The sequence below is a fragment of the Paenibacillus sp. VTT E-133280 genome (assembly GCF_002264385.1).
In the GTDB taxonomy this organism is placed as follows: Bacteria; Bacillota; Bacilli; order Paenibacillales; family Paenibacillaceae; genus Paenibacillus_AQ; species Paenibacillus_AQ nitricinens.
In genome coordinates this window covers 1-26834 of record NZ_NFUX01000059.1, presented here as the reverse complement: position 1 = coordinate 26834, position 26834 = coordinate 1, and the positions used below count along the sequence as shown (strand labels likewise).

Annotated in this window: 25 protein-coding genes and 1 other annotated feature; of the genes, 24 read left to right on the top strand and 1 reads right to left on the bottom strand. The window is 45.7% G+C overall.

Annotated features, from left to right (window positions below):
- The first annotated feature begins 24 nt into the window (after positions 1–24).
- The 12 genes from sigE to CA600_RS22465 all read left to right on the top strand — a co-directional run bounded on the left by sigE (position 25) and on the right by CA600_RS22465 (position 10688).
- The gene (sigE, locus tag CA600_RS22515; protein ID WP_028530613.1) at positions 25–747 is read left to right on the top strand and encodes an RNA polymerase sporulation sigma factor SigE; all 723 of its coding nucleotides are present in this window, start codon (positions 25–27) and stop codon (positions 745–747) included.
- A 78-nt stretch (positions 748–825) separates the two neighbouring features.
- Positions 826–1608 (top strand): RNA polymerase sporulation sigma factor SigG, encoded by a 783-nt coding sequence (gene sigG, locus CA600_RS22510; protein ID WP_036683631.1) that lies wholly within the window; start codon positions 826–828, stop codon positions 1606–1608.
- A gap of 164 nt (positions 1609–1772) precedes the next feature.
- Complete coding sequence (locus CA600_RS22505) at positions 1773–2117, top strand: YlmC/YmxH family sporulation protein (RefSeq protein WP_076284758.1); 345 nt, start codon at positions 1773–1775, stop codon at positions 2115–2117.
- A gap of 132 nt (positions 2118–2249) precedes the next feature.
- Positions 2250–3107, top strand: a complete 858-nt coding sequence (gene pgeF / locus CA600_RS22500) for a peptidoglycan editing factor PgeF (RefSeq protein WP_094873066.1) — start codon at positions 2250–2252, stop codon at positions 3105–3107.
- A 3-nt stretch (positions 3108–3110) separates the two neighbouring features.
- Positions 3111–3797, top strand: a complete 687-nt coding sequence (locus CA600_RS22495; protein ID WP_042190837.1) for a YggS family pyridoxal phosphate-dependent enzyme — start codon at positions 3111–3113, stop codon at positions 3795–3797.
- 11 nt (positions 3798–3808) lie between these two features.
- Complete coding sequence (locus CA600_RS22490; RefSeq protein ID WP_094873064.1) at positions 3809–4252, top strand: cell division protein SepF; 444 nt, start codon at positions 3809–3811, stop codon at positions 4250–4252.
- A gap of 34 nt (positions 4253–4286) precedes the next feature.
- Positions 4287–4526, top strand: coding sequence for a YggT family protein (locus CA600_RS22485; RefSeq protein WP_060622150.1), 240 nt, complete (start codon positions 4287–4289; stop codon positions 4524–4526).
- A gap of 9 nt (positions 4527–4535) precedes the next feature.
- Complete coding sequence (locus tag CA600_RS22480) at positions 4536–5318, top strand: YlmH family RNA-binding protein (RefSeq protein ID WP_094873063.1); 783 nt, start codon at positions 4536–4538, stop codon at positions 5316–5318.
- A gap of 228 nt (positions 5319–5546) precedes the next feature.
- Positions 5547–6059 (top strand): DivIVA domain-containing protein, encoded by a 513-nt coding sequence (locus tag CA600_RS22475; protein ID WP_076299650.1) that lies wholly within the window; start codon positions 5547–5549, stop codon positions 6057–6059.
- 280 nt (positions 6060–6339) lie between these two features.
- Positions 6340–6614, top strand: a binding site (T-box leader).
- 113 nt (positions 6615–6727) lie between these two features.
- Positions 6728–6946, top strand: coding sequence for a hypothetical protein (locus CA600_RS30985; protein WP_143812184.1), 219 nt, complete (start codon positions 6728–6730; stop codon positions 6944–6946).
- Between the two features lie 23 nt (positions 6947–6969).
- Positions 6970–10062, top strand: a complete 3093-nt coding sequence (ileS, locus tag CA600_RS22470; RefSeq protein ID WP_094873061.1) for an isoleucine--tRNA ligase — start codon at positions 6970–6972, stop codon at positions 10060–10062.
- 335 nt (positions 10063–10397) lie between these two features.
- Positions 10398–10688, top strand: coding sequence for a DUF5665 domain-containing protein (locus CA600_RS22465; RefSeq protein ID WP_373455841.1), 291 nt, complete (start codon positions 10398–10400; stop codon positions 10686–10688).
- Positions 10689–11106: 418 nt separating this feature from the next.
- On the opposite strand, the gene CA600_RS22455 is transcribed toward CA600_RS22465, so the two are convergent.
- A complete protein-coding gene (locus CA600_RS22455) occupies positions 11107–11832 on the bottom strand; it encodes a molecular chaperone DnaK (RefSeq protein WP_094873058.1) in 726 nt (241 codons plus the stop codon).
- Between the two features lie 247 nt (positions 11833–12079).
- Here CA600_RS22455 and lspA point away from each other — a divergent pair, with 247 nt between their 5' ends.
- From lspA to CA600_RS31350, 12 genes are all read left to right on the top strand, one after another.
- On the top strand, positions 12080–12592 hold the full coding sequence (gene lspA, locus CA600_RS22450) for a signal peptidase II (protein WP_094873056.1): 513 nt from the start codon (positions 12080–12082) through the stop codon (positions 12590–12592).
- The gene (locus CA600_RS22445; protein WP_094873055.1) at positions 12585–13556 is read left to right on the top strand and encodes an RluA family pseudouridine synthase; all 972 of its coding nucleotides are present in this window, start codon (positions 12585–12587) and stop codon (positions 13554–13556) included. Before lspA ends, CA600_RS22445 begins: the two co-directional genes overlap by 8 nt.
- 206 nt (positions 13557–13762) lie before the next feature.
- The gene (locus tag CA600_RS22440) at positions 13763–15016 is read left to right on the top strand and encodes an LL-diaminopimelate aminotransferase (RefSeq protein ID WP_094873053.1); all 1254 of its coding nucleotides are present in this window, start codon (positions 13763–13765) and stop codon (positions 15014–15016) included.
- 618 nt (positions 15017–15634) lie between these two features.
- Positions 15635–16198, top strand: coding sequence for a bifunctional pyr operon transcriptional regulator/uracil phosphoribosyltransferase PyrR (gene pyrR, locus CA600_RS22435; protein ID WP_094873086.1), 564 nt, complete (start codon positions 15635–15637; stop codon positions 16196–16198).
- A gap of 4 nt (positions 16199–16202) precedes the next feature.
- Positions 16203–17108 (top strand): aspartate carbamoyltransferase catalytic subunit, encoded by a 906-nt coding sequence (locus CA600_RS22430; protein ID WP_094873052.1) that lies wholly within the window; start codon positions 16203–16205, stop codon positions 17106–17108.
- Between the two features lie 110 nt (positions 17109–17218).
- Positions 17219–18502: a dihydroorotase gene (locus tag CA600_RS22425; protein ID WP_179281705.1), complete on the top strand. Its 1284-nt coding sequence runs from the start codon at positions 17219–17221 to the stop codon at positions 18500–18502.
- Between the two features lie 117 nt (positions 18503–18619).
- Positions 18620–19798 (top strand): glutamine-hydrolyzing carbamoyl-phosphate synthase small subunit, encoded by a 1179-nt coding sequence (gene carA, locus CA600_RS22420; protein ID WP_094873050.1) that lies wholly within the window; start codon positions 18620–18622, stop codon positions 19796–19798.
- Between the two features lies 1 nt (position 19799).
- The gene (gene carB, locus CA600_RS22415) at positions 19800–23027 is read left to right on the top strand and encodes a carbamoyl-phosphate synthase large subunit (protein ID WP_094873049.1); all 3228 of its coding nucleotides are present in this window, start codon (positions 19800–19802) and stop codon (positions 23025–23027) included.
- Between the two features lie 110 nt (positions 23028–23137).
- Positions 23138–23884, top strand: coding sequence for an orotidine-5'-phosphate decarboxylase (gene pyrF, locus CA600_RS22410; protein ID WP_094873047.1), 747 nt, complete (start codon positions 23138–23140; stop codon positions 23882–23884).
- Positions 23881–24519: an orotate phosphoribosyltransferase gene (gene pyrE / locus CA600_RS22405; RefSeq protein ID WP_094873046.1), complete on the top strand. Its 639-nt coding sequence runs from the start codon at positions 23881–23883 to the stop codon at positions 24517–24519. Before pyrF ends, pyrE begins: the two co-directional genes overlap by 4 nt.
- Positions 24520–24961: 442 nt before the next feature.
- The gene (locus CA600_RS22400) at positions 24962–26449 is read left to right on the top strand and encodes an ABC transporter substrate-binding protein (RefSeq protein WP_094873045.1); all 1488 of its coding nucleotides are present in this window, start codon (positions 24962–24964) and stop codon (positions 26447–26449) included.
- Positions 26450–26560: 111 nt separating this feature from the next.
- Complete coding sequence (locus tag CA600_RS31350; RefSeq protein WP_019909365.1) at positions 26561–26725, top strand: hypothetical protein; 165 nt, start codon at positions 26561–26563, stop codon at positions 26723–26725.
- The last annotated feature ends 109 nt before the right edge of the window (positions 26726–26834 follow it).

The following is a 26834-nucleotide window of genomic DNA, read 5'->3' as shown; positions in this document are numbered from 1 at the left end:
CGTGTACTTCTTGGAGGAGGAACAATAATGGTCAAATGGAAAATTGCTCTGCAGCTGCAATATTACCGCATGCTGTTTCTACTGGGGTTGAAGAGTCAGGAAATCTATTATATCGGCGGGAGCGAGGCTCTACCTCCACCGCTGACACGGGAAGAAGAAGAGTATCTGCTTCAGCGGCTATCCAGCGGCGATGCAGCTGTTCGTGCGATGCTGATTGAGCGTAACCTGCGCCTCGTAGTGTATATCGCTCGTAAATTTGAGAATACCGGAATCAATATTGAAGACCTGGTTTCGATAGGGGCTATCGGATTAATTAAGGCGGTTAACACTTTTGATCCCGAGAAAAAAATAAAACTAGCAACTTATGCATCACGTTGCATAGAGAATGAAATTTTGATGTATCTGCGGCGTAATAGCAAGACACGGAGTGAGGTTTCTTTTGATGAGCCTCTTAATATCGATTGGGATGGTAATGAATTGCTGCTCTCAGACGTATTAGGAACGGAAAATGATACCATTTATCGGAACATTGAAGAACAGGTCGATCGCAAGCTGCTGCAAAAGGCGCTGGAAAAGCTGAGTGAACGGGAAAGACTCATTATGGAGCTGCGTTTCGGACTGCGTGGGGGCGAAGAAAAGACGCAAAAAGATGTGGCGGATCTGCTCGGAATTTCCCAATCTTACATTTCTCGTCTGGAGAAACGAATTATTAAGCGGCTGCGTAAGGAGTTTAACAAGATGGTATAAGGTGAAATTAGCAAGGAATAAAATGGCCAACCCGGGAGATAATGTACAGTAATGTTTCTCCTTGGGAGGTAAATCATCATGACCCGTAATAAAGTCGAGATTTGCGGTGTGGATACTGCTAAGCTGCCTGTTCTAACGAATGTGGAAATGCGGCAACTGTTCACTTCGCTGCAGCAGCAGGGCGAGCGATCCGCCAGAGAGAAATTGGTAAATGGTAATCTTAGGCTTGTTCTAAGTGTTATCCAGAGGTTCAATAATAGGGGGGAATTTGTTGACGATTTGTTCCAGGTAGGCTGCATCGGTCTGATGAAAGCCATCGATAATTTCGATTTATCACAAAACGTTAAGTTCTCCACATATGCGGTTCCGATGATTATTGGTGAGATCCGCCGTTACTTGCGTGATAACAACCCGATTCGAGTATCGCGTTCACTCCGAGACATTGCTTACAAGGCGCTTCAGGTACGCGATAGTCTGACTAATCAGAATTCGCGGGAACCGACGATATTCGAAATCTCTGAAGCACTTGGTGTACCGAAGGAAGATGTAGTGTTTGCCCTTGATGCTATACAGGATCCAGTGTCCTTATTCGAACCGATCTATCATGACGGTGGCGATCCTATTTATGTAATGGACCAGATTAGCGATGATAAGAATAAGGATGTGTCGTGGATCGAAGAAATCGCCTTACGTGAAGCGATGCGTAAGTTAGGTCAAAGGGAGAAACGAATTTTATCCATGCGGTTTTTCGAAGGGAAAACACAGATGGAGGTCGCAGATGAGATTGGTATCTCACAGGCACAGGTCTCACGTCTAGAGAAATCTGCGATTCAGCAAATGCAAAAACATGTGAAGTCTTAAATTGTCTGAATGAGGAGATATCCAGAATCCGTGATAAGGATTTTGGATGATCTCCTCTTTTTATTGTTTAAGCTTAGCCTCACTTTGCAGGGATATTTCAGGCATGTGGCCAAGCTTTCATAACATATATTGGACTATAGGTCTGATTGTACAGGGGTGGTGAAATGAACGAGGATTATTTAGGATCAGCTAAAAAGATGAAAATCTCTGATTTTCAGACTAAGGACGTTATTAATATTGTGGATGGCAAACGACTAGGCCAAATCAGTGACTTAGAGCTTGATTTACGCCGAGGTGTCATCGATGCCATTGTAATTCCCGGCTACACACGGTTTATGGGTTTGTTCGGAGGAGGAACGGATCTGATTATTCCATGGCGAAATATTGTCAAAATCGGGTCTGATGTAGTGCTTGTGAAGATTGAGGAATCAAGAATGCCTCAAGGGCAGGATGAACGAGAAACGATGTATCTGGAACGAGGGGACCGAGGCGAACGGCGCACTTATTAATTAGGTGCGTTTTTTGTTTTTTATAAAAGAATTGGAGTGCATCGCATAAAAAGCTGTTAATTTGAGGTTTTAAGCTTAAGCGGCATTTTGTGGGGGTATTTACATGTGGTACACTTAGGCGGAGGTGAGGATATGGAACCGTTTGTGCAGGGGAAGGAAACACTTATGCTGCTCCATCTGGAGCCTTGGTGTGTGGAGCATAAAGAAATTACAGCAGGGTTTACAGGTAGACAGGGAGGGGCTAGCAAAAAGCCTTATGACAGCCTGAATTGTGCATTTCATGTTGGGGATGCTCCGGAAGATGTCTTAACGAATCGTAGGACGCTTGCGGAAGCTCTTGATTTCAAGCCGGAAGCTTGGACTTGTGGGGAACAAACCCATGGAGCAGAAATAGCAGTGGTAAGGGAAGCCGATCGTGGTCGGGGCCAAAAGGATAGAGCCTCGGCATTTCAGACAACCGATGGCTTGCTTACAGATGTGCCGGGTGTATTGCTTACTTCTTTTTATGCGGATTGCGTGCCTCTTTACTTTTATGATCCAGTGCACCGAGTCGTCGGTCTTGCGCATGCTGGCTGGAAGGGAACTGTGGCCCAGATTGCAGCCGCGATGGTGAGTAAAATGGAGACCGTTTACGGCAGCCATCCGCAGGATATCATTGCAGCGATCGGACCCTCCATTGGGGACTGTTGTTATGAGGTGGACGATTATGTGATGAAGCATGTCCGTCAATTGGAGGGTGATTTGAGCAAGCCGACAGAAACAGCCGATTCTGTAGGGCTATACAGAACATCTGACACAGATGAGAACAAATACATGCTAAACTTGAAAGAAATGAATCGACGCATTATGATTAAAGCAGGAATATTGCCGACTCATATCGAATGTACTTCTTGGTGTACAAGCTGTAATCAAGATTTGTTCTTTTCTTATCGTAAAGAAAATGGGGTTACAGGCAGGATGACGAGCTGGATCGGAATAAAGGAGAGTTGAAAGTTGGCTTTAACACTGCAGGAGAGAATTGCTGAAGTAGAGGAACGTGTAGCACGTGCCTGCGCGGCAAGCGGCCGGGATCGAAATGACGTCAAGGTAATTGCAGTGACGAAATATGTTTCTCTGGAAATGGTGTCCTCCGTATTGGAGGCAGGCCTAGAGCATATTGCCGAGAGTCGCTGGCAGGATGCTGAGCACAAATGGAAGGTTTTAGGGGACCAAGGGACATGGCATTTTATCGGGCATTTGCAGACCAATAAGGTTAAAGACGTTATTGGCAAGTTTCAATATATACACTCTTTAGACCGGATATCCCTGGCGCAAGAATTACACAAAAAGGCGATTGCCGCAGATCAAGAAGTGAATGTCTTTCTTCAAGTAAACATCTCTGGAGAAGATACGAAATTTGGTCTGTCGCCTGAGGCGGTACCTGGATTTTTGCGTGAAATTGCTAGTCTCGACCGTGTAAAAGTAATTGGACTAATGACGATGGCACCTTTAGAAGGTGATCCGGAGCTTACCCGCCCTGTATTTCGCGGACTTCGTGAGCTGCGCGATGAGCTCAATCAACTTGCTTTGACACCTGAGCCGATTACGGAGTTATCCATGGGAATGTCGAATGATTTTGAAGTGGCGATACAGGAAGGAGCCACCTGGGTACGCCTAGGTACGGTGTTAGTAGGCCATTAGGAGGGATCGTGATGAGCGTTATGAACCGATTTATGAGTTTTTTGGGCTTGCAGGAGGAAGAGGAAATTGTGGAGCGGGAGCGTATTTCCCAAGATGAGGATGAATATGAGCCAGCCCCTGTCGAAACCCGCAAAAATCAAAGGGGCAACGTTGTCAGTATCCATTCGCAGAAGAATGTAAAAGTTGTACTTTATGAGCCGCGTTCGTACGATGAGGCACAGGAAATTGCGGACCATCTCCGTTCTCACCGGACGGTAGTGATTAATCTTCAGCGTGTCCGTAATGATCAGGCGATGAGAATTATTGATTTTCTTAGCGGAACCGTTTATGCCCTTGGGGGAGGAATCTCTAAAATTGGGGGCAATATATTTATGTGCACGCCAGATACCGTTGAAATTCAAGGTGCCATTACAGAAATCCTAGGTGACGATCCAGACTATAACAGAATGAGGTGAATGAGCTTTGCTCCAAATTGATTACATTATTGATATGCTGTTTAATATTTATTTTTACATGATTATTTTCTACGTACTGATGTCGTGGTTACCAAATGTTCGTGAGAACTTTATCGGAGAACTGCTGAGCAAGCTTGTTGAGCCGTATTTGACACCATTTCGTCGGTTTATTCCGCCACTCTTTGGTACGCTTGATATTTCCCCGATCATAGCACTGCTTGTCTTGGAATTTGCGGCAGGTGGACTCAAATCCATTTTGCACTTAATTTTTTAGGCAGAAGTGATGAAGACAGAAGTTTACGGGCATTTTCATCCCGATGAAAGACAATTTGTGGACAAGGCTTGGGAATGGGTTACCCATGCTGGAGAATATCATGAGACGAAACTGACCGAATTTCTAGATCCGCGCCAAGGATTTATTCTGCAAAGTCTCGTCAATCGGCATCCAGATGTTATCGTCAGATGGGAAGGCGGCCACCCTGAGGCAGAGCGGAAGCGAGCACTCATTGCGCCTGATTATCGTGATCTGGAACATGAGGACATGGAGCTGAAGGTTCTTGCGATAACCTCTGGGGAGCAAAAGTTTCTGGCGCTAGAGCATGGGGACTACATGGGCTCTATTCTGGGTGTTGGAGTAAAACGTGGCAAAATCGGTGATATTCATGTTCTGGACGATGGCTGTCATGTGGTAGTAGCTGCTGATATTGCAGATTATTTAGCCATGAATTTAACTGGAGTTCATCGAATACAGGTGAGCACGGAGGTATTGCCACTTTCTGCCTTGCGTAATAGTGAGGTGAAGCTGGAAATGATGGATTTGACTGTAGCGTCCCTACGATTGGATGGCATTGCCGCAGATGTAACACGGCTTAGCCGAAGCAAAATTCTTGCTCCCATCAAGGCTGGACGCGTTCGGGTAAATTGGAAAGTGGAAGAAGACCCTTCCTGCGGACTTAAAGATGGTGACATGGTATCTATTCAAGGATTTGGTCGATTCAAGGTTCTAGAGGTCGGTAGTTTGACGAAAAAGGGCCGATACCGTGTTCAGGTTGGTAAATTTGTGTGAATCCCTTGCAGGAATCCGTCTTTACTTGTCGAAATTGATTATTTCGAGGGAATCAAACATTTTTAAAGCAGGACGCCGATATTTTATAGAAGAGGCGAACCATGAATGGCAGTTGGAGCGTTGATATAATCCTCTGCCTTTACTTGAAGTACAGTCTTGCTTCTTTGTCTGCTGCGCAGGGTTGGTTCAGAGACTTAGAAGGTCCGAAATTTCTAGGAGGTGCACAGCATGCCATTAACACCGCTCGATATACATAACAAGGAGTTCTCTCGGAGACTTCGCGGTTATGATGAGGACGAGGTCAACGAATTTCTGGATCAAGTCATTAAGGATTACGAAAGTGTCATCCGTGAGAACAAAGAGCTGCAGAATCAGCTTTTGTCCATTCAAGAGCGTTTAGATCATTTTGTGAATATTGAAGAGAGTTTATCGAAAACGATCTTAGTCGCTCAGGAAGCGGCGGATGATGTGAAGAACAACTCCAAGAAGGAATCGCAGCTCATTATCAAGGAAGCGGAAAAGAACGCGGATCGGATTATTAACGAAGCGTTATCCAAATCCCGTAAGGTTGCTATTGAGACTGAAGAATTGCGCAAGCAAGCTTCGATCTATCGCACTCGTTTTCGCACATTGGTGGAAGCACAGCTTGAGCTGTTGTCTCAGGATGACTGGAATGCCTTGGAGAGTCGTGAGGCAAGCGAGAGCGTAACTTTTAAGGATGATGTTCTACATCGTATCTGATGCATTATGACGATTGAATGCTGATTTGGTGTGTGATTAGGCCAGATCTGGGGCTTAATGGTCTTCGATCAGATTAGAGGGAATTCCCTCTAATTTATAATTTCATGCTAAATCGGCTAAATAGAGGGAGTTATTCCCTCTATTTTTATTTTCCGCTAAAATCGATCATAATAAAGTATTCAGCCTACACTGGTATACTCCTAATTGCGGATTTCGCTAGCGGTTGTTGACATTTAGACTTAAAAAGTCTATAAATAGAACATATCTGTATAATGTTTATATGTATTCGATGACGGGACAAGTACGACAAGGTAACGTTCTCCAGAGAGTCGGCGATTGCTGAGAGCCGATTGTTCGAACCCTGCCGGAAGATCTTCCCCTAGAAGTTAAGCTGAAGCGTTGATCGTGCGTAAGCTTAGCCGTCTGCCGGACGTTACACCGGACCTGTGCATGAGATTTACGCACAGGACTGAGATTGTGCTGAATACATTCCCCTTAAGGATGTGCTCATGCGCAGAATTAGGGTGGTATCGCGAGCGTTGTCTCGCCCCTTTGGGGGTGGGATGACGCTTATTTTGTTGTTCCGGGGTGGCCATCCCCCTAAATCCCCCTTTCTAAGGGGGATTTAGGGGGATGCCGCCCTCTGGACACCGGCAATGTAAAGCCTCGTGCATATAGGTACGGTGGTGGAAGCGAACGGACTCATGTGGCTGAAGGAGCGGCCCTTCTTAGGCTCCCCTGGCGGGTTAGCCTGCGGGGCCTTCACTGCTAGAGCAGACCGGCGTTTCACTCGCCGCTCCATGTGGCACCCCGAGCCAGTGCTGCCCTACGGGATCGCGGCTCGGATGCCTGAGATAAAGCGTGCCGCTTACGGCTTTACAGACTAAACCATGAAAGGATTGACCATCACATGCAAAAAGTAGATGTCAAAGAAAAAGCGCGGGCAAGAGATGTCCGCATACTGAAGAAATGGAGCGACGAAAATACGTTCCGTAAATCCATGGAGAATCGTGAAGGACGTCCGAACTATGTATTTTACGAAGGTCCTCCTACAGCCAATGGTGCTCCGCATATCGGGCACGTGCTGGGCCGTGTAATCAAGGATTTCATCGGTCGTTACCAAACGATGAAAGGCTACCGCGTGGTTCGTAAAGCCGGCTGGGATACACATGGTCTGCCAGTAGAACTAGGTGTACAAAAGAAGCTTGGTATCTCCGGCAAACAAGAGATCGAGGAATATGGCGTAGAAAAATTCATTCAGGAATGTAAAGACAGCGTCTTTGGTTATGAGAAGCAATGGCGCGAGTTTACTGAGGGTATCGGATACTGGACGGATCTGGATAATCCTTACGTAACTTTGGATAACACGTATATCGAGAGCGTGTGGAACATCTTGGCTACTGTGCATGACAAAGGATTGCTCTACCGCGGACACCGCGTTAGTCCTTACTGCCCTAGCTGCCAGACTACCCTAAGCTCCCATGAAGTAGCCCAAGGCTACAAGACCGTCAAGGATCTCAGTGCGACTGCAAAGTTCAAACTGGATGACAGTGGAGACTACGTACTAGCTTGGACGACTACACCTTGGACGCTGCCAGCGCATATGGCATTAGCCATGAACCCTGACATGGACTATGTACGTGTACAACAAGAAGATGGTATCTACATTGTTGCCAAAAATTTGGTGGAGGAAGTAATGAAAGGCGAGCACACAGTCCTTTCTACACATAAAGGTTCCGAGTTTATCGGCAAAACTTACGCTCCTCCATTCGGATACATCAAGGCAGAGAAAAGCAATGTCATCGTAGGTGCTTCCTTCGTTACAGATTCCAGTGGTACAGGGATTGTTCACATGGCACCAGCGCATGGCGAAGATGACTACAAGACTTGCCGCGAGAACGGCATCAGCTTCGTGAACGTGGTTGATAACTCCGGTAAGTATACGGATGTAGTGTCTGATTTTGCTGGACGCTTCGTGAAGGATTGCGATTTGGATATCGTTAAAGCTTTGTCTGAAAAAGGACTGCTTTACGGCAAAGAAAAATACGAGCACAGCTATCCGTTCTGCTGGCGTTGTGATACACCACTCTTGTACTACGCAACAGACAGCTGGTTCATCAACACTACAGCGATCAAAGATCAGCTGATTGCTAATAACAACAGCGTAGATTGGTATCCTGAGCATGTACGTGAAGGCCGTTTCGGGAAGTTCCTGGATGAACTGGTGGACTGGAATATCAGCCGTAATCGTTACTGGGGGACACCGCTTAATGTTTGGGTATGTCAAGAAACGGGCAAAGAGTTCGCTCCACACAGCATTGAAGAACTGAGAGCGATGGCGATTGGCGATGTACCTGAGGATATCGAGCTGCATAAGCCTTTTGTAGATAAGATCAAGCTGCGCAGTCCTTTCAGCGAAGGTGCAGAGATGGTTCGCACACCGGAGGTTATCGATGTTTGGTTCGATAGTGGTTCGATGCCATTTGCGCAAAGTCATTATCCATTTGAGAACGAGGATAAGCTGAATGATCAATATCCAGCAGATATGATCTGTGAAGGGATCGACCAGACACGTGGATGGTTCTATAGCTTACTAGCTGTATCTACCTTGTTTAAAGGTAAAGCTCCATATAAAGCTGTTATTGCTCACGGTCATATCCTTGATGAGAATGGTCAAAAAATGTCCAAATCAAAAGGCAATGTTATTGATCCTTGGGATATCATGAACGATTACGGCACGGATGCTTTCCGTTGGGCAATTCTGTCCGATAGTGCACCGTGGAATAACAAACGTTTCTCTCGTGGTCTTGTAGGGGAAACCAAATCCAAAGTTGTAGATACACTGGTGAATACGCATGCGTTCTTGACGCTTTATGCAGGCATCGATGGTTATGATCCTGCCGATCATCCTTTTAAAGTATCGGAACATAAGCTGGACCGCTGGATTTTGTCCCGTCTGAACAGCTTGATTCTTTTGGTAGACAAAGGACTTGCGGTAAATGATTTCGTGAACACATCCAAAGGTATTGAGAACTTTATAGATGAGCTGAGCAACTGGTATATCCGTCGTTCCCGTGACCGTTTCTGGGGTAGTGGTCTAGGTGAAGATAAGCTGGATGCTTACCGTACACTGACTCATGTGCTTTTAAAGACAGCGTCTTTGATGGCTCCATTTACACCGATGTTGTCTGAAGATATCTTTACGAACCTTGGCGGCGGAGAAAGTGTGCATTTAGCAGATTATCCGGTTGCTGATGAGAGCTTGATCGATAAAGAGCTGGAAGAGGATATGGAAAGTGCGAGACAAATCGTTGAGCTGGCGCGTAATGTGCGTAACGAAACAGGCATTAAGAATCGTCAACCGCTGTCTGAGCTGATCGTTTCGATGAACCGCGACTTTTATTTGGCTGAGTATGAAGAGATCATTAAAGACGAGATCAACATCAAGAACATCGTGCTAGAGACTAGCGACAGTGGATTTGTTGACTTCACACTCAAGCTGAATCTTAAAGTTGCGGGTAAAAAATACGGTAAAAACGTCGGCTTCCTGCAAGGCTTCCTGAAAGCTTTGGATAGTGACTCCACCCGCAAAGCGGTGCAAGACGGCTCAATCGCGATTGCGACACCAGAGGGAGAAGAGCTGGTGATCACTTCTGATGAGCTACTCGTTGAAAAAGAAGCTAAAGCAGGTTTCGCCGCAGCTTCCGGATATGGAATTACGGTTGCGCTCAATACTGAAATCACACCTGAGCTTGAACAAGAAGGCTGGGTTCGTGAGATCATTCGTGCGGTTCAAGATTACCGTAAACGTTTGGATCTGCCGATCGAGAAACGGATCGCACTCACGCTGAATGTAGACGATGAGCTTAAAGCAGCAGTTACAGCCTTTGAGAATGTATTGCGAGACAATGTACTTGTAACTACGGTTGATTTTGGCGGAGAACATGCTTTTGAATCGGTAGATGTCGGTGGTAAATCCATCGGTATCCATATTGGAGCGTAAATCTGCATTACCTGTCCCAAAACAGCATATACTAGCGGCACAAGTGTAAACAGAGAACTTCTGTTTATGCGGGAAATATAGTCTTTATATTTCGCCCGCAAAAATAACGAGCCCCGTGCTCAAGGAGATTCATTCTCTTTGACCGGGCTCGTTTACTTTGTGGCGAATATAGACGTATGAGAGGAGCTGTGGCTGTGGAGGATCAGAAGAACAGAATCTCCGTCAAGACATCCGACAACAAGAACAGCCCAGATAAGGGAGCGGAGAAAAAGGTTATTCCTGAGGAAAACCCTGAGCGTTTAACAGCAGATCATCGTAATCCAGAAGATATTCCACTGGAAGAAAAAATGAATACGATGTATCGATTAACCTTTGAATGGGCTAATATATTGGAGAAATCACGAATTTATCAATATACAGAGCTGTTACATTCACCTTGGACTTTAATTTGGAAAAATATCTTATATGGAACGGCTCGTGGCGTTGGGATCGCGCTAGGCTTTACTTTTTTTGCAGCAACGATCATTTATGTCCTTCAGGGGCTTGGAGCCTTGAATCTGCCGATCATCGGAGATTATATTGCGGATATTGTACGAATTGTACAGCGTCAGCTGGAATTCAAATAGCTTTTAAAGTGGTCTTTACTCCGTTGTAGGGTGATTAGGGTTCGGTCTATTTTCTTAGGTGGATTTACCCAGCCTTGGGCTTCTACGTTTCTCCTCAGTCCGTATCTTTCGTTCTTTAATCTTTGGAGAGGGCTGCACTGCTTTTTTTTCTTGTGTATGATACGCAAACCTCTCATTAATAATAAATATCGTCTATCATCTTCATGACTGAGTTTCTGTACATTTTTAAAATACTCCTGATTCACTTACGTTACACTCCTTGTATGTCGATTTCAGCATCCGTTAGATCAGTTTACCAGCTGAATCTGAACATTTTCTTAACAAAATGACATAGAGCAGAAAAAATAAAAAAACAGCGGGCCATTCCATCATGATACTGGAACCGCGCGCTGTTCATTTTCTTGTAGCGACAATGCTTTTACTCCTCGCCTTCGAGTGGATCAAGCATGAAACTTCCCTCGTCGCTATCCTTATAACGCTCGTAGCTACGTCCCGGCACTACCATTAAATGATTACCTGTAATATCGGTAGCGATAAAGTTCTCCCAAGGCTCCACACAGCCTTCCAGCTCATCCGCTTCAATTTCCATATCATTATAGGAGTCAATGTTATTGCCCTCCGCCATAGCGGGGGAATTGGAGCTGCCATAGCTTTCTACAATCTGCCAGGCATCCTCACCATCAAAGCCATTTTGATCCTCTCGTTCATCGAGACTAGTCCGCCCAAATGGAGGAGATAAAAATTCTTCTTCAATGGGCCGAGTAAAGGGTGCATTTTGACGTGGGGCGTGCTCTTTAGAATAAAGTGTGGAGGGAATGGCGGATAGACGCTCAAAAGGGATCGGTTGACCGCTAGCCTTACATATCCCATAGGTGCCTTCATCCATAGCGTTGAGAGCAGCTTCAATATCATCCAGCTCATGCTCGTCCCGCTCTAGCAGTGAAATATCCATGGAGCGGTTATACAAATCGGTGGCTGCATCTCCTGGATGGTTGTCATTCTCGGAAAGTTCTCCGGTGCCATCCCGCATGGATTCCTGTAAGCCGTAATTTTCATTATTCTGAAGCCTGTGCTGAATAGTATCACGGTCTTTTTCTAATCGGGCGCGCAGCTCTGAGAGCTGCTGTACTGTCAGGTGCGTCATGATGAGTAAGCTCCTTTCTGTACTTTTTCTAAGAATCCTTCCGACTAACCGATTTGCACCGGATGGTTCTTTGTTAGGTTGACCTGAGAGGCGTTATTTTAGCGATGGAAAATAGTCCCCAAGATTAAGCGCCCGAGAGGTGTCACGCAATAGACGATCTTCTAAGGGCTGTGCTACAATATACAAGTCTTATAACAGTATTCGTACCGCATTTGGCGGGAAAAATAAGAACGGAGTGACAACTTCTGTGGTGTACTATTTGATTGCTCTTATTGTATTTTTGGTGGATCAGGGAACGAAGTATCTCATTGCCACACGTCTGGAGCTCGGGGAACAGATTCCGGTCATCGGGAATTTTTTCCTAATTACCTCACATCGTAATCGCGGAGCTGCTTTTGGGATCCTACAAGGTCAGCAATGGTTCTTCTTTTTAGTTACGGTTGTAGTGGTTGCAGGTATCGTTTGGTACTTGAACAAAACTAGACATTCGCGGAAGATGCTGTCGGTTGCCCTTGGACTTGTTCTGGGTGGAGCGATAGGTAACTTCCTCGACCGGATGATTAGTGGTGAGGTTGTTGATTTCCTTCTGTTTAATTTTGGAAGCTATAGCTTCCCGATTTTTAACGTTGCAGATTCGTGTATCGTCATTGGGGTTGGTTTAATTCTTTTGGACTCCTTCCGCGATCTTAAGAACGGTGAAGAAATTACGGAAATTAAAGAAGTAAAAGAAGCAAAGGAAGTAAGGGAAGGGAATGAATGATTTGAATAAAGACGTCAATCACCAAGCGGCAACTACGAGCGAAGAAGAGAGGGACGTCACGGAGTGGACTGTTTCGGCGGAGAACGCGAAGGAGCGTATCGATAAATATATTACGGAATCTTGGGAAGAGGATGTTTCACGTTCTCAGGTGCAGCTGTGGATCAGTGGTGGCCATGTTACGGTTAATGGAGCACCCGTGAAAGCTAATTATAAGCTCTCAGAAGGCGATGTAGTTTCCATCATCGTTCCTGAAGCAGAAGTGACCGATTTGATTCCGGAGAATATCCCCCTTGATGTTGTCTACGAGGACAGCGATGTCATTGTGATTAATAAACCGCGTGGTATGGTTGTGCATCCGGCTGCCGGGCATCCGTCTGGCACCTTGGTAAATGCACTGATGTATCATTGTAAGGATCTATCCGGTATTAATGGTGAGATTCGTCCAGGTATTGTACATCGTATTGATAAGGATACCTCTGGTCTTATTATGGTGGCTAAAAATGATGCCAGTCACGCGTCGCTCGCAGCACAGCTTAAAGAGCACAGTGTAACACGCCGCTATATAGCTGTTGTACACGGCAACTTGTCGCATGACAAAGGTACGGTTGATGCACCGATCGGTAGAGATCCACATGATCGCAAGCTATACACTGTCACGGAAAAGAACAGTAAGAAATCTGTGACCCATTTTACGGTGATGGAGCGCTTTGGTGAATGTACTCTACTGGAGCTGCAACTGGAGACTGGCCGCACGCATCAGATCAGGGTGCATATGAAATTCATTGGTCATCCGCTTGTAGGTGATCCGGTTTATGGACGCAGCAAAGGAACAGCTATGAATGGACAGGCGTTACATGCAGCGGTGCTTGGATTTATTCATCCTACATCAGGTGAATATAAAGAATTCAGCAGACCTATTCCGGAAGACATGGAAGAAGTTCTGTTCACATTGCGCAGCAGATAAGTACAAATGAAGTGATAATTAGTCTATGGAATTGAACTCTGCTTTCCATCATATTTAATAACATAAGGATAAAGAGAAGGTTATGCCTTATTCTTTATCCTTATTTTTATAACTGAAACGGATCTCTAGAAACATAAGCCATCCAAGGGACGGCGAAGCCGTTTCTTCTAAAATGAGAATAGATAGCCAGGAGATGAGATGAAAGTATGAGTATTGAACAATACCAAGACAGCTTCATTCAGACTAATTTTGCAGACCGCATCGGCGGTGCGAACTACGGCAAGGACACTTCGATTTATAAATTTGAGAAGATCAAACGTGCGAAAGCATCCGCAAAACGGGATTTTCCTGATATTGAATTGATCGATATGGGCGTAGGAGAGCCAGACGAGATGGCTGATGCAGGTATCGTGGCTAAGCTGGCGGAAGAAGCAGCTAAGGAAGAAAATCGTGGTTATGCGGACAATGGAATTGCTGAGTTTAAGACAGCTGCAGCTGATTATTTGCGGGAAGTATTCCGTGTTGAAGGCATTGATCCCGTTACGGAGGTAGTTCATTCTATCGGATCTAAGCCTGCGCTGGCGATGTTGCCTTCTTGCTTCATCAATCCTGGGGATATTACGATCATGACGGTGCCGGGTTATCCAGTGCTGGGTACACATACTAAATACTTGGGTGGACAAGTGTTTACGGTAGAGCTGAAGAAGGAGAATAAATTCCTTCCAGATTTGAACGAAATTCCGGAAGAGGTTGCTCATAAAGCTAAGCTTCTTTACTTGAACTATCCAAACAATCCGACGGGCGCTAGTGCGACGCCTGAGTTTTTTGCTGAGGTCGTTGCATGGGCTAAAAAATATGATGTAGTCGTAATTCATGACGCACCATATGCTGCTTTGACCTATGACGGTTTGAAGCCACTTAGCTTCCTCTCTGTGCCAGGTGCCAAGGACGTAGGGGTGGAACTGCATTCCTTGTCCAAGTCCTACAATATGACGGGCTGGAGAATCGGCTTTGTTGCCGGAAATCCATTAGTGGTAAAAGCCTTCAGTGATGTGAAGGACAATAACGATTCTGGTCAATTTATCGCGATTCAAAAAGCTGCTGCTTACGGTCTTGCGCATCCAGAGATTACAGAAGCAATTGCTGCCAAGTATTCTCGTCGTCACAACCTGTTGGTGGATGCACTGAACAGCCTCGGCTTCCAAGCTGAGAAACCAAAGGGTTCCTTCTTCCTTTATGTGGCTGCACCGAAGGGTGTCAAGGGTGGCCGCCGTTTCGAATCCGGTGAGGATTTCTCGCAATTCCTGATCCGTGAGAAGCTAATCTCTACCGTGCCTTGGGATGATGCAGGTCCATTTGTACGTTTCTCTGTTACCTTCATTGCTAAAGGGGAAGAGGAAGAAAGACGTGTCATCTCTGAGATCCAAAGACGCTTAAGCGATGTGGAGTTTGAATTTTAATCATTAGTTAGACATTGAAGCTGCCTAGGGGAAACCTTGGGTGGCTTTTCTTTATGTAGTGGCTAGTCTACTGTGGATTAGACTACTGTAGAATAGAGCTACTGTAAGATAGGGAATTCTTCCCTCTAATTTTGTGTTTTAGCTTCAATCCGCTAGATTATTGGGAATTTCCCCCTCTATTTCAGCATATTTGGTTGTATTCAAGGAAATCCTTCAATTTATAGGGAGGAATTCCGCATAACCTGATCATAATGACTATTGTTGCCTAATTATAGGGAGGTTTTCCCTATAATACCGCCTTCCTTTTGTTGTTAATAGAAGCAGGCTTGGAAAGTGTTGTAGTTTAGGCAGATAAAGTTGACATGCCGTGTTTGTTCTGTCATAATTCTCATTAAATGAATAGCGCCTTTAATTCAGTCCTGTGAGGCTGGCAAGGTAACGTGAATCGAGGTTCGCGACTCTTAGAAAGGTACCCGTGTGTATACACCGGACTGTCTTTTTATGCGCGCGGCCACCATCTTCTTCATCTGCGGATTTCACTCCTTGCCTGTTATAGGCAAGGAGTTTTTTGATTTCCAGGAACTTGAACAGGCGAAACAAGTGGAGGGTGACAAGATTATGGTTACTGAGAAAAATGTAATTATGGACGAAACGGCGATCCGCCGGGCATTATCGCGTATTGCTCATGAGATTTTGGAGAAGAACAAAGGGATTGAGAATTGTCTGCTGGTCGGTATCCGGACACGAGGCGTATACCTGGCAAAGCGCATCGCTGAGCGGATCAAGGAAATTGAGGGCGTTGAGATTCCTTACGGCGAGCTCGACATCACGCATTATCGGGATGACCGCGAAGTAGGAGGCAGTGAAGCGGTAGTGAAGAGTAACGTCATTATTACTTCCGGCAGTGATGGCATCCATGATAAGAAGGTCATTTTGTTCGACGATGTGCTTTACACCGGACGCACCATCCGCGCAGCGATGGACGCTTTGATGGATTGTGGACGCCCACGAATGATTCAACTGGCAGTACTTGCCGACCGTGGACACCGCGAGCTGCCGATCAGACCAGACTACATCGGTAAGAATGTACCTACCTCAAAGCATGAGCAGATTGAAGTGGCGCTGAAGGAATACGACGGCAAAGACGAGGTCTACATTATTTCAAACCGGGAGGAACGATAACATCATGACACTTACCAAGGTAAAGGAACGTAGTCTGCTGGGAATTAAAGAGCTTGACCGGTCGGAAATTACTGGGCTGCTGGACAGAACAGCTTATTGGGACAATCAAAGTGCAAAGCTAACCCCCATTTTGAACTCGCATTTTATTTCTAACATGTTCTTTGAGAACAGCACACGCACACGTTTCTCCTTTGAAATGGCAGAGAAACGACTGGGTGCACAAGTACTGAATTTTACGGCTGCAGCTTCTAGTGTAGAAAAAGGGGAGTCGATCTACGATACAGTACGCACACTGGAATCGATGGGGATCGATGCCGGAGTTGTGCGTTTGAAGCCTGCAGGTGTGCTGCAGCAGTTAGCTGAGAAGGTGTCCATACCGCTTATTAACGCGGGTGACGGCAACAATGAACATCCAACACAAGCGCTGCTTGATCTTTACACCATGACCAAAACGTTTGGAGATTTAAAGGGCCTCACGGTTTCAATTATCGGGGACATCATGCATAGCCGGGTAGCACGTTCCAATCTATGGGGACTTACAAAGCTAGGAGCTAAAGTGCAATTCTGCGCACCGGAGAATATGAAGGCTCCTGAGCTTATGGAATACGCACCTTATGTAACCATAGAGGAAGCTCTTAAAGCAGATGTGGTCATGATGCTTCGTGTGCAGCTGGAACGCCATTCTTCTGGCATCATACTTTCCGCGGAAGATTACCGCAGACAGTACGGTTTAACGGAAGAACGCGCAGCTAAGCTCGCAAAAGATACGATCATTATGCACCCAGCTCCGGTTAACCGGAATGTCGAGATTGATGATGCAGTTGTAGAGTGCAGTCAATCAAGGATTTTCCCGCAAATGTCTAATGGAGTTCCGGTTCGGATGGCGGTTCTCGAAAGAGCTTTACTATAAAGATCAAAGAATGATGATGAATAAGGACTAATAAATATACACAAACATGAATTTTTATTATATAATAATGAGAGGGCTCACAGCCGGGAACTGTGGGTAAAGGTAGAATCATGACAGTGATTATTAGAAACGCCAGCGTATTGAATAAGGAAGGCTTGTTAGAGCGGAAACATATTGTACTTGAAGAAGGTGTTATCTCGGCCTTCATCGATGGAAATGAAGCTGCTCCAGAAGCTGGAGAGATCATTGATGCTGAAGGCAAACTGCTCATTCCAGGACTCATTGATATGCATGTGCACTTACGCGAACCGGGATTTGAACACAAGGAAACCGTGGAAACCGGAAGTCGTTCGGCTGCCAAAGGCGGATTTACAACCATCGCTTGTATGCCTAATACCCGTCCAGTAACAGATACCCCGGAAATCGTACAATTTGTGAAAGACAAAGCGCGTGAAGCAGGACTCGTAAAAGTACTTCCTTATGCAGCCATTACGAAAAATGAGCTTGGACGTGAGCTGACTGATTTTGCAGCGCTTAAAGAAGCTGGAGCGATTGGTTATACCGACGACGGCGTGGGCGTGCAAAGTGCTCAAATGATGAAAGATGCTATGAACATCGCCGCAGCATTGGATATGCCAGTCATTGCTCACTGTGAGGATAATTCACTGGTTGAAGGCTGCTGTGTAGCCGAGGGTGAGTTCGCAAGAAAGCATGGCCTGAAAGGAATTCCAAATGAGTCGGAAGCGATCCATGTTGGACGCGATATTTTGCTGGCTGAAGCAACAGGCGTTCATTACCATGTATGCCATGTAAGTACTGAACAATCGGTACGCCTGATACGCCAAGCGAAAGAAATCGGCATTAAAGTGACTGCTGAGGTGTGTCCGCATCACTTGCTGCTGTCTGAAGAAGATATTCCAGGCCTTGATGCCAATTGGAAAATGAACCCGCCGCTTCGCTCCCGCCGCGATGTTGAGGCATGTATCGAAGGTTTGCTAGACGGCACACTAGATATGATTGTTACTGACCATGCGCCGCATAGTGAAGAAGAGAAGGCTAAAGGCATGCAGCTTGCACCTTTTGGTATCGTTGGATTCGAAACAGCCTTCCCACTACTATACACAGCGTTTGTAGCAACGGGGAAATGGGATTTATCCTTACTGGTACAAAGAATGACAGCTGATCCTGCACGGGTATTCAGACTGAACACCGGTGTGATGGATATCGGAGCTCCTGCAGATTTGACACTGATTGATTTGGAGCAGGAGAAAGAAGTAGACCCAGGATCTTTCGCAAGTAAAGGACGGAATACTCCTTTTGGTGGCTGGAAGCTTAAGGGCTGGCCAGTAATGACATGGGTAGACGGCAAAGCCGTATGGACTGAGAAAAACTAGCGGACTGGTGGGGCGGAGTTGCTGATCTTTACGGAGCAGTGATTGTGTACACGTTCACTCCGGAAGGCTTGTAAGGCATAAGCATTAGACTACAGAAACAAGAAGGAGTGGAATGGAATGCAGGCGAGATTGCTGCTGCAAGACGGAACTTTATTTACAGGTACCGCATTTGGCGCTGAGGGCGAAAAGACAGGCGAGGTTGTTTTTAATACAGGAATTACAGGATATCAAGAGGTGCTGTCTGACCCTTCATATTGCGGACAAATCGTTACAATGACTTACCCATTGATCGGGAACTACGGGATTACTCGGGATGATTTTGAATCTGTTCGACCTTTCGTACACGGCTTTGTAGTGCGTCGTCATGAAGAAGTACCTAGTAACTGGCGTGCTGAATATAGTGTGGACGATCTGCTAAAGGAATACGATATTCCAGGGATCAGCGAGATTGATACTCGGATGTTGACTCGGATTATTCGCCACTACGGAACAATGAAAGCCATCCTAACCACCTCTAACAAACGTGTAGAGGAACTGATGGAAATGATGGGAAATACTACGATTGAGGAATTGCGCAATCAGGTAGCTCGTACATCAACTGCAAGTTCGTACAGCAGCCCGGGCAACAAAGAAAGAATTGTACTTGTGGATTACGGTGCGAAGGCTGGTATCCTGCGTGAGCTTAACGAACGTGGTTGTGATGTTGTTGTAGTGCCACATGATGTAAAAGCGGAAGAAGTTCGCCGTCTGAACCCGGATGGTATCCTGCTGTCCAATGGCCCTGGGGACCCGAAAGATGTGCCTCACGCTGTTAAGACCATTTCTGAATTGCTTGGCGAATATCCGATCTTCGGCATCTGCTTAGGTCATCAGTTGTTTGCACTGGCTTGTGGAGCGGACACAGAGAAGCTGAAATTCGGTCACCGCGGTGGCAATCACCCTGTGAAGGAACTGGAAAGTGGACGCTGCTTCATCACTTCTCAGAACCATGGTTATACCGTAAATGAGGAATCTGTGAAGAACACTGAACTAGAAGTTACTCACATTAATAATAATGATAAGACGGTTGAAGGAATTAAACATACTCGTTACCCAGCATTTTCGGTGCAATATCATCCAGAAGCAGCGCCAGGACCACATGACAGCAGCTACTTATTCGATCGCTTCCTTCAATTGATTGCAGATCATAAAGCAAAGACACCTGTTATTTCACGTCAGGCACAACTTGCGGCAAACGCCAGAATCACGGCGCCAAAAACTAACTTACAGCTTGAAGCCGTGAAAGGAGCTCTATAACATGCCAAAGAACGATAAGCTTAAAAAAATACTAGTGATCGGTTCCGGACCGATCGTCATCGGTCAAGCAGCGGAGTTTGACTACGCAGGAACTCAGGCTTGCCAAGCCCTTAAAGAAGAAGGCGTGGAAGTCGTACTGATTAACAGCAATCCAGCAACAATTATGACTGATACAAATATTGCTGATAAAGTGTACATCGAGCCTATTACGCTTGAATTCGTAACTGCGATTATTCGCCAAGAGCGTCCCGATGGATTGCTTCCAACGCTAGGTGGTCAAACCGGCCTAAATATGGCTGTAGAATTGGCTCGTGCAGGTGTACTTGAGCAAGAGAATGTTAAGCTTCTCGGTACACAGCTTGATTCCATTGAGAAAGCAGAGGATCGCGATTTGTTCCGTGACCTAATGCGTGAATTGGAACAACCTGTACCGGATAGCACCATCATCACTACTGTAGATGAAGCAATGAATTTCGCTGAAGAGATTGGTTTCCCTCTGATTGTACGTCCAGCTTATACACTTGGCGGCACAGGCGGCGGGATCTGCGATAACGCAGAAGAACTGCGTGAAACCGTCAAAGCAGGTATTCGTTATAGCCCGATCGGACAATGTCTAGTGGAGAAAAGTATTGCCGGCATGAAGGAAGTTGAATACGAGGTTATGCGGGATGCTAATGACAACTGTATCGTTGTCTGCAACATGGAAAACTTTGATCCTGTAGGCGTACATACAGGTGACAGTATTGTTGTGGCACCTAGCCAAACGCTGTCAGATCGCGAATACCAAATGCTGCGTACAGCTTCGCTCAAAATCATTCGCGCCCTGAATATTGAGGGTGGATGTAACGTACAATTCGCACTTGATCCACAAAGTTATCAGTACTATGTAATCGAAGTAAACCCGCGTGTCAGCCGTTCCTCAGCTTTGGCTTCCAAAGCAACTGGATATCCAATTGCCAAAATGGCTGCTAAAATCGCAATGGGCTACACGCTGGATGAAATCGTCAATCCGGTTACCGGACAGACTTATGCATGCTTCGAACCTACACTTGACTATATCGTAAGTAAAATTCCACGTTGGCCTTTCGACAAGTTCATTCATGCGAACCGTAAGCTTGGTACGCAGATGAAGGCAACTGGTGAAGTAATGGCAATCGGCCGTACTTTTGAAGAGTCCATTCATAAAGCAATTCGTTCCTTGGAGATTGGTGTTCATCGTTTCCGTCTGCCAGGTGCAGAAGCATTGGAAGAGAATGTGCTGCGTGAACGTCTTGCGAAGCCTGATGACGAGCGTCTGTTCCTGGTTGCTGAAGCTTTCCGTCGTGGCTATGAGCTGCAAGAAATTCAGGATATTACGAACGTGGACTGGTGGTTCCTCTCCAAAATTGAAGGTTTGATTAACTTTGAAGATGTGATTCGCGGAGAAGAAACCTTGTCAGCGGAAACGCTATACCAAGCGAAACGCAAAGGCTTTACAGACCGTGCGATTGCTGAGATTCGTGCAGAAGGACAAGCGGACGGCAAGTATACTAAAGAAGCAGATGTGCGCGCGCTACGTTTGGAGCAAGGATTAACACCTGTGTTCAAGATGGTAGATACCTGTGCGGCTGAGTTTGAAGCTTCTACACCTTACTATTACTCGACTTATGAGACTGAGAATGAGGTCATTCATTCTGATAAGCAAAAAGTTATCGTGCTGGGATCTGGTCCAATTCGGATCGGTCAAGGGATTGAGTTCGATTATTCCACAGTGCATGCGGTATGGGCGATTCAAAAGGCTGGGTACGAAGCGGTTATCATCAATAATAACCCTGAGACTGTATCTACAGACTTCAATACTTCGGACCGGTTGTATTTTGAACCTCTATTCTTTGAAGATGTTATGAACGTAATCGCACAAGAGAATCCGATTGGGGTTATCGTTCAATTCGGTGGTCAGACCGCGATTAACCTTGCGGCACCCCTAAGTGCTGCTGGTGTGAAGATTCTCGGAACTAGCCTCGATAGCATTGATGAAGCTGAGAACCGTAAGAAATTCGAAGCTTTGCTGGGTCGTCTTGATATCGCTCAACCAAAAGGTAAGACAGTTACCGATGTGGATCAAGCCGTAGAAACCGCACAATCCCTTGGATATCCGGTACTGGTTCGTCCTTCCTATGTACTAGGCGGACGCGCAATGGAAATTGTATATAACGATACTGAACTGCTTAGCTACATGGTAGAAGCGGTTAAAGTGAATCCAGAGCATCCGGTATTGATTGACCGTTACATGTTAGGTAAAGAGGTTGAGGTAGATGCGATTTGTGACGGTGAGACGGTAGTTATTCCGGGCATCATGGAGCATGTTGAGCGCGCAGGTGTTCACTCCGGTGACTCTATCGCTGTATATCCTCCGCAATATCTGGATGAAGGTCTAAAAGCAAAAATCGCTGAAATCACTATCAAGATCGCTAAGGAACTGAAGACGATTGGACTGGTCAACATCCAGTTTGTTATCTATCAGAACGAAGTATACGTAATCGAAGTAAATCCACGCTCCTCGCGTACAGTTCCTTTCCTGAGTAAAGTGACTGGAATTCCAATGGCGCATTTGGCAACCAAAATCATTCTCGGCAGCAAGCTGAAGGATGACGGTTATACAGAAGGTTTGTGGCCGGAAAGCGATTATGTATCGGTTAAAGTGCCAGTGTTCTCTTTTGCCAAACTGCGCAGAGTAGAACCTACGCTTGGACCTGAAATGAAATCAACCGGTGAAGTTATGGGCCGTGATAAATTGTACGCAAAAGCTTTATACAAAGGTCTGGTAGGAGCAGGAATGAAAATTCCAGCTACAGGCGCTATCATTGTTACGGTGGCAGATAAAGATAAAGCAGAAGCTGTAGAACTTATGAAGGGCTTCCATTCCATGGGTTACAAAATCATTGCTACTGGAGGCACGGCACAAGCGCTTGAAGATGCGGGCCTTAACGTAATGAACGTGAACAAGCTGGATGAAGGTGCGCCAAACATTCTCGACTTGATTCGTGGTGGGCAAGCTAACTTCGTCTTTAATACCCTGACTAAAGGTAAAACGCCAGAACGTGACGGATTCCGTATCCGCCGCGAAGCGGTTGAGAATGGCGTCGTATGTATGACTTCACTGGATACAGTGGCGGCACTTCTCAGAATGCTGCAGACGATTAACTTCTCGTCACAGTCCATGCCTGCTTTTGTAGGACAATTGAACTAATCTCATAAAGATGCATAGGGCGGTTTGCGTTTACGCAGACCGTTCCGCTATGCCTAGGGTCAAATAAATAAACAGTGTGGATGTAGTCTGCACTGGATAGGAGCATGGTTATGGGAGTTGAAGAAGTAGAGTGGAAAGCAATGGCGAATCGTCTGATGATCGCTTTGGATTATCCTGATGTGACTGGAGCAAGAGCCTTAATCGATAAGCTGGAAGGAATTCCTTGCTACATGAAGGTAGGTATGCAGCTGTTCTATGCGGCAGGACCAGACTTTATTCAAGAGCTGAAATCTCGTGGCTACTCTGTGTTCGTTGACGTGAAGATGCATGATATCCCTAACACGGTAAAAGGTGGCGCTCAAAGTCTTACGAATCTTGGCGCTGATATGTTTAACGTACATGCGGCAGGGGGAACAGCTATGATGGCGGCAGCGCGCGAAGGAGCGGCTTCAGCAGTTAGTACTAATGCAGCCCTGAAGATGCCTTTGATTATTGCAGTTACCCAGCTAACCAGTACGAGTCAAGAAGTGATGAATAACGAAATTGGGATCGCTGGAGAGGTAGCAGCTACTGTGGTAAGATACGCCAAGCTGGCTGCCGATGCGGGTCTAGATGGTGTAGTAGCATCGCCACAAGAGTCTGCAGCTATCGCAGAAGCTTGCGGCCCGGCATTTTGCACGGTTACACCGGGTATCCGGCCAGCAGGTGCTTCCTTGGACGATCAGTCCCGGGTTATGACACCTGGAAAAGCCATTCGTCAGGGTAGTCACTACCTTGTAGTAGGGCGGCCGATTACAGCTTCACCAGATCCACGTCAAGCAGCACTAAACATTATTGAGGAGATGACCCTAGCATGAGCTCATTAAATAGAAGTGAACAAGTAGCAAGTTATCTGCTGGAGATTGGAGCAGTAGCACTGCGTCCCCAGGAGCCTTTTACATGGACCTCTGGTATCAAATCGCCGATCTATTGCGACAACCGTCTGACTATGGCTTACCCGGAAGTTCGTAACTATATCGCAGATGCTTTCGCCCAGCTTATTAAGAGCGAGTATCCGGACGCTGAAGTGATTGCAGGTACAGCAACCGCGGGTATTCCACACGCGGCTTGGGTAGCAGATAAGCTCAATCTGCCTATGGCTTATATCCGTGATAAAGCTAAAGGCCACGGCAAGCAGAATCAGATCGAAGGTCTGATTAAGCCGGGACAAAAGGTTGTTGTTATTGAAGATTTGATCTCCACAGGTGGAAGCTCCATCAAAGCGGCTCAGGCCGTGCAAGAAGCTGGCGCAGAAGTGCTGGCTGTACTCGCAATCTTCAGCTATGAGCTGGACCGTGCAGTGGATGCTTTTGCTGCAGCTGAAATGCCATTACAAAGCTTGTCCAACTACAGCACATTGATTGATGTGGCTCTTGCACAAGGCAAAATTGAATTGACGGACGTAGAAGCACTGAAGTCTTGGAGAAAAGATCCGTCATCATTTGGTGTTTAAGCTTAAATAAATGAGCCTGGTTTGGGCGAGCCTCTCACTTTTCAGTGAGGGGCTTTTATTATTTAATTGCATAGAGTGGGATTAAAAAGAGAGAAACAACATACTCAACTGCCATCCAAGATACGAATAGTTGTATTTCGTACATTTAAACTAACTTTTCTTAGAGGAATTGGCACTATAGTTGCACTTTGTGCAATTATCCAGTCGTAAAGGGTAGGAATGTTCGCTCATAGGAAAGGTAGTAAGGAGTGGTAAAGTTGAGATAAGTATCTGCAAAAGCTCCTAGTAACATTTTTATGAGAATAATATGAAGAAATCGTAGTATAACTTTAAACGTCCTGTAACTTCCCTTCTTGATTAAAGCATTATACTGTTACTAGAATTATGGATTATTTATCCATTCGATGTAGAAGAATCAAGTATTTTATGGGAGGAAATAATAATGAATCATATAAACAACAATAAACGGCTGTGGCGCCGCTGGTTAAGCTTTGGGGTATGCGCTGCGCTGATACTACCACTAATCTCTGATGGGTGGAATACGGCTTGGGCTGAGCCTTCTAAGTCTTCAGTGGAGCAGCGTGTATTGCGTATTGGGAGTCTATGGTCTGGGGAGGACGATACGTTTTTTCGTCAGCAGTTTACGGATATGTATGAGTTGCAGCATCCAGAAATCAAATTGGAGATTATTCCGGCTATAGATACGAATGACCTTCGATACAATAACAGCTCCTCAGACGTAAGCTCTGACAATTTGGAAAATATCCGAGCGATTATGGGCGGGGATAAGCCTGTTGATGTGATCGTCGGTGATAGCGCATTAGTGAAGAGTTTGGTGGATCATAATCTTGTCCAATCGCTGGAGCCGCTTATAGCGCGTGATCAGTATGATTTAAGCAATATGGCGCCTACAATGCTGAATGGAGTTCGTGAGCTGGGTAGAGGAAGTCTTGTTGCGTTGGCGCCGATCTTCTCGTCTAGTGCACTTTTTTATAACAAGGGAATCTTTGATGCTGCTGGTGTGGGCTATCCAACGGACAAGATGACTTGGAATGAACTTTTTACGCTGGCAGATAAGGTTACGAAGAAGTCATCTAATAAAGAAACTCGGATATACGGGTTCTCAATGAACCGTTACTTAAGTGATCCATTTTGGGATATGCAGAGCTATGTCGCACCGTTGGAACTTACGATGTACGATAATAAGGGTCAGCACATGACTGTAAATACTACACAGTGGAATCAGGCTTGGACTACTTACAGCCAGTTGGTTAAGAAACAAATTGTACCTGAGTTCAATGGGTTGGATTTTGCAGGAACAGAAGGGAATGCCTACAGTCCAATCCAAGGCGATCTGTTCCTCACAGGAAAAGCAGCAATGGTCGTGGGAGAATATGGTTATCTCAATGAACTGGCGGGAGTGGCCCGTAATGCTGCTAAGATCAAAAATTATAGTCCCATCAATTGGGGCGTGGTTACTGTACCTACCTTTCAGGAAAAACCGGATGTTGCTATTGGAACATGGCTTGGCAATATGATGGCTATTAATTCTATGGCTACTAATAAGGAAGATGCTTGGGATTTGATTAAGTTCGTCAACAGTAATGAGGTTGCGAAAATTAAAGCCCATAACAAGAGTGAACTGACTTCCCGTAAGGATTATATTACCACTCAAACCCCTTCTGTAAATTTGGAAGCTTTTTATACGCTTAAGCCTTTACCTGCAACGGATCCTTTATTGATCAGTTTACAGATGCAGAAGCCTGGGATTAGCCGGATTAGCGATGTTGGACGTCAATTATTCATTGAAGTTTATCAGGGGAAGAAAACCGTCGAGAATGCACTCAAAGCTTGGGAGAAGCAGGGGAATACCATGCTGGATACACTTGGAAAAGATCCCACGGTCTATTTCGACTCAATCGGTGAATGACTCTGAATATGCCCTTAGCCACCAGTTTTCTGGTGGCTTATTTTGTGGAACTTGGGCATGATAAGTTCAGAGCGGTGTATCATAAATTTGCGAAAAGGAGAAGAGGGCATCATGAATTGGATATACTTCGCGAAACTGTTCAGGACCAGATTTCAAGCAGGTTGTTTGGCTAAAAGATTGGAACAAGATGGCTGGATTTACGGTTATCATGACCCACGTTTTGTAGAAATTTATCGTTCCCGTAAGGGAAGATACGGAGTTAGATTTCTGCCTTGAGAACTTTTATAAATTCTTCCTTGACGTAGACCCAATTTGTACTGTATATTATTTATTGTCGCTGTTTGAATATTTTTTCTGACGCGGGGTGGAGCAGCCCGGTAGCTCG

What these genes read in the sequence shown, in the direction of transcription:
- pyrE (WP_094873046.1), top strand. Translation starts at nt 23,881, where the DNA reads ATGAGCTCATTAAATAGAAGTGAACAAGTAGCAAGTTATCTGCTGGAG.
- CA600_RS22505 (WP_076284758.1), top strand. Translation starts at nt 1,773, where the DNA reads ATGAACGAGGATTATTTAGGATCAGCTAAAAAGATGAAAATCTCTGAT.
- sigG (WP_036683631.1), top strand. Translation starts at nt 826, where the DNA reads ATGACCCGTAATAAAGTCGAGATTTGCGGTGTGGATACTGCTAAGCTG.
- CA600_RS22485 (WP_060622150.1), top strand. Translation starts at nt 4,287, where the DNA reads ATGCTGTTTAATATTTATTTTTACATGATTATTTTCTACGTACTGATG.
- CA600_RS22445 (WP_094873055.1), top strand. Translation starts at nt 12,585, where the DNA reads ATGAATGATTTGAATAAAGACGTCAATCACCAAGCGGCAACTACGAGC.
- CA600_RS31350 (WP_019909365.1), top strand. Translation starts at nt 26,561, where the DNA reads ATGAATTGGATATACTTCGCGAAACTGTTCAGGACCAGATTTCAAGCA.
- CA600_RS22430 (WP_094873052.1), top strand. Translation starts at nt 16,203, where the DNA reads ATGACACTTACCAAGGTAAAGGAACGTAGTCTGCTGGGAATTAAAGAG.
- pyrR (WP_094873086.1), top strand. Translation starts at nt 15,635, where the DNA reads ATGGTTACTGAGAAAAATGTAATTATGGACGAAACGGCGATCCGCCGG.
- CA600_RS22425 (WP_179281705.1), top strand. Translation starts at nt 17,219, where the DNA reads ATGACAGTGATTATTAGAAACGCCAGCGTATTGAATAAGGAAGGCTTG.
- CA600_RS22475 (WP_076299650.1), top strand. Translation starts at nt 5,547, where the DNA reads ATGCCATTAACACCGCTCGATATACATAACAAGGAGTTCTCTCGGAGA.
- CA600_RS22440 (WP_094873053.1), top strand. Translation starts at nt 13,763, where the DNA reads ATGAGTATTGAACAATACCAAGACAGCTTCATTCAGACTAATTTTGCA.
- carB (WP_094873049.1), top strand. Translation starts at nt 19,800, where the DNA reads ATGCCAAAGAACGATAAGCTTAAAAAAATACTAGTGATCGGTTCCGGA.
- ileS (WP_094873061.1), top strand. Translation starts at nt 6,970, where the DNA reads ATGCAAAAAGTAGATGTCAAAGAAAAAGCGCGGGCAAGAGATGTCCGC.
- CA600_RS22400 (WP_094873045.1), top strand. Translation starts at nt 24,962, where the DNA reads ATGAATCATATAAACAACAATAAACGGCTGTGGCGCCGCTGGTTAAGC.
- CA600_RS22480 (WP_094873063.1), top strand. Translation starts at nt 4,536, where the DNA reads ATGAAGACAGAAGTTTACGGGCATTTTCATCCCGATGAAAGACAATTT.
- CA600_RS22455 (WP_094873058.1), bottom strand. Translation starts at nt 11,832, where the DNA reads ATGACGCACCTGACAGTACAGCAGCTCTCAGAGCTGCGCGCCCGATTA.
- carA (WP_094873050.1), top strand. Translation starts at nt 18,620, where the DNA reads ATGCAGGCGAGATTGCTGCTGCAAGACGGAACTTTATTTACAGGTACC.
- pgeF (WP_094873066.1), top strand. Translation starts at nt 2,250, where the DNA reads ATGGAACCGTTTGTGCAGGGGAAGGAAACACTTATGCTGCTCCATCTG.
- pyrF (WP_094873047.1), top strand. Translation starts at nt 23,138, where the DNA reads ATGGGAGTTGAAGAAGTAGAGTGGAAAGCAATGGCGAATCGTCTGATG.
- CA600_RS22490 (WP_094873064.1), top strand. Translation starts at nt 3,809, where the DNA reads ATGAGCGTTATGAACCGATTTATGAGTTTTTTGGGCTTGCAGGAGGAA.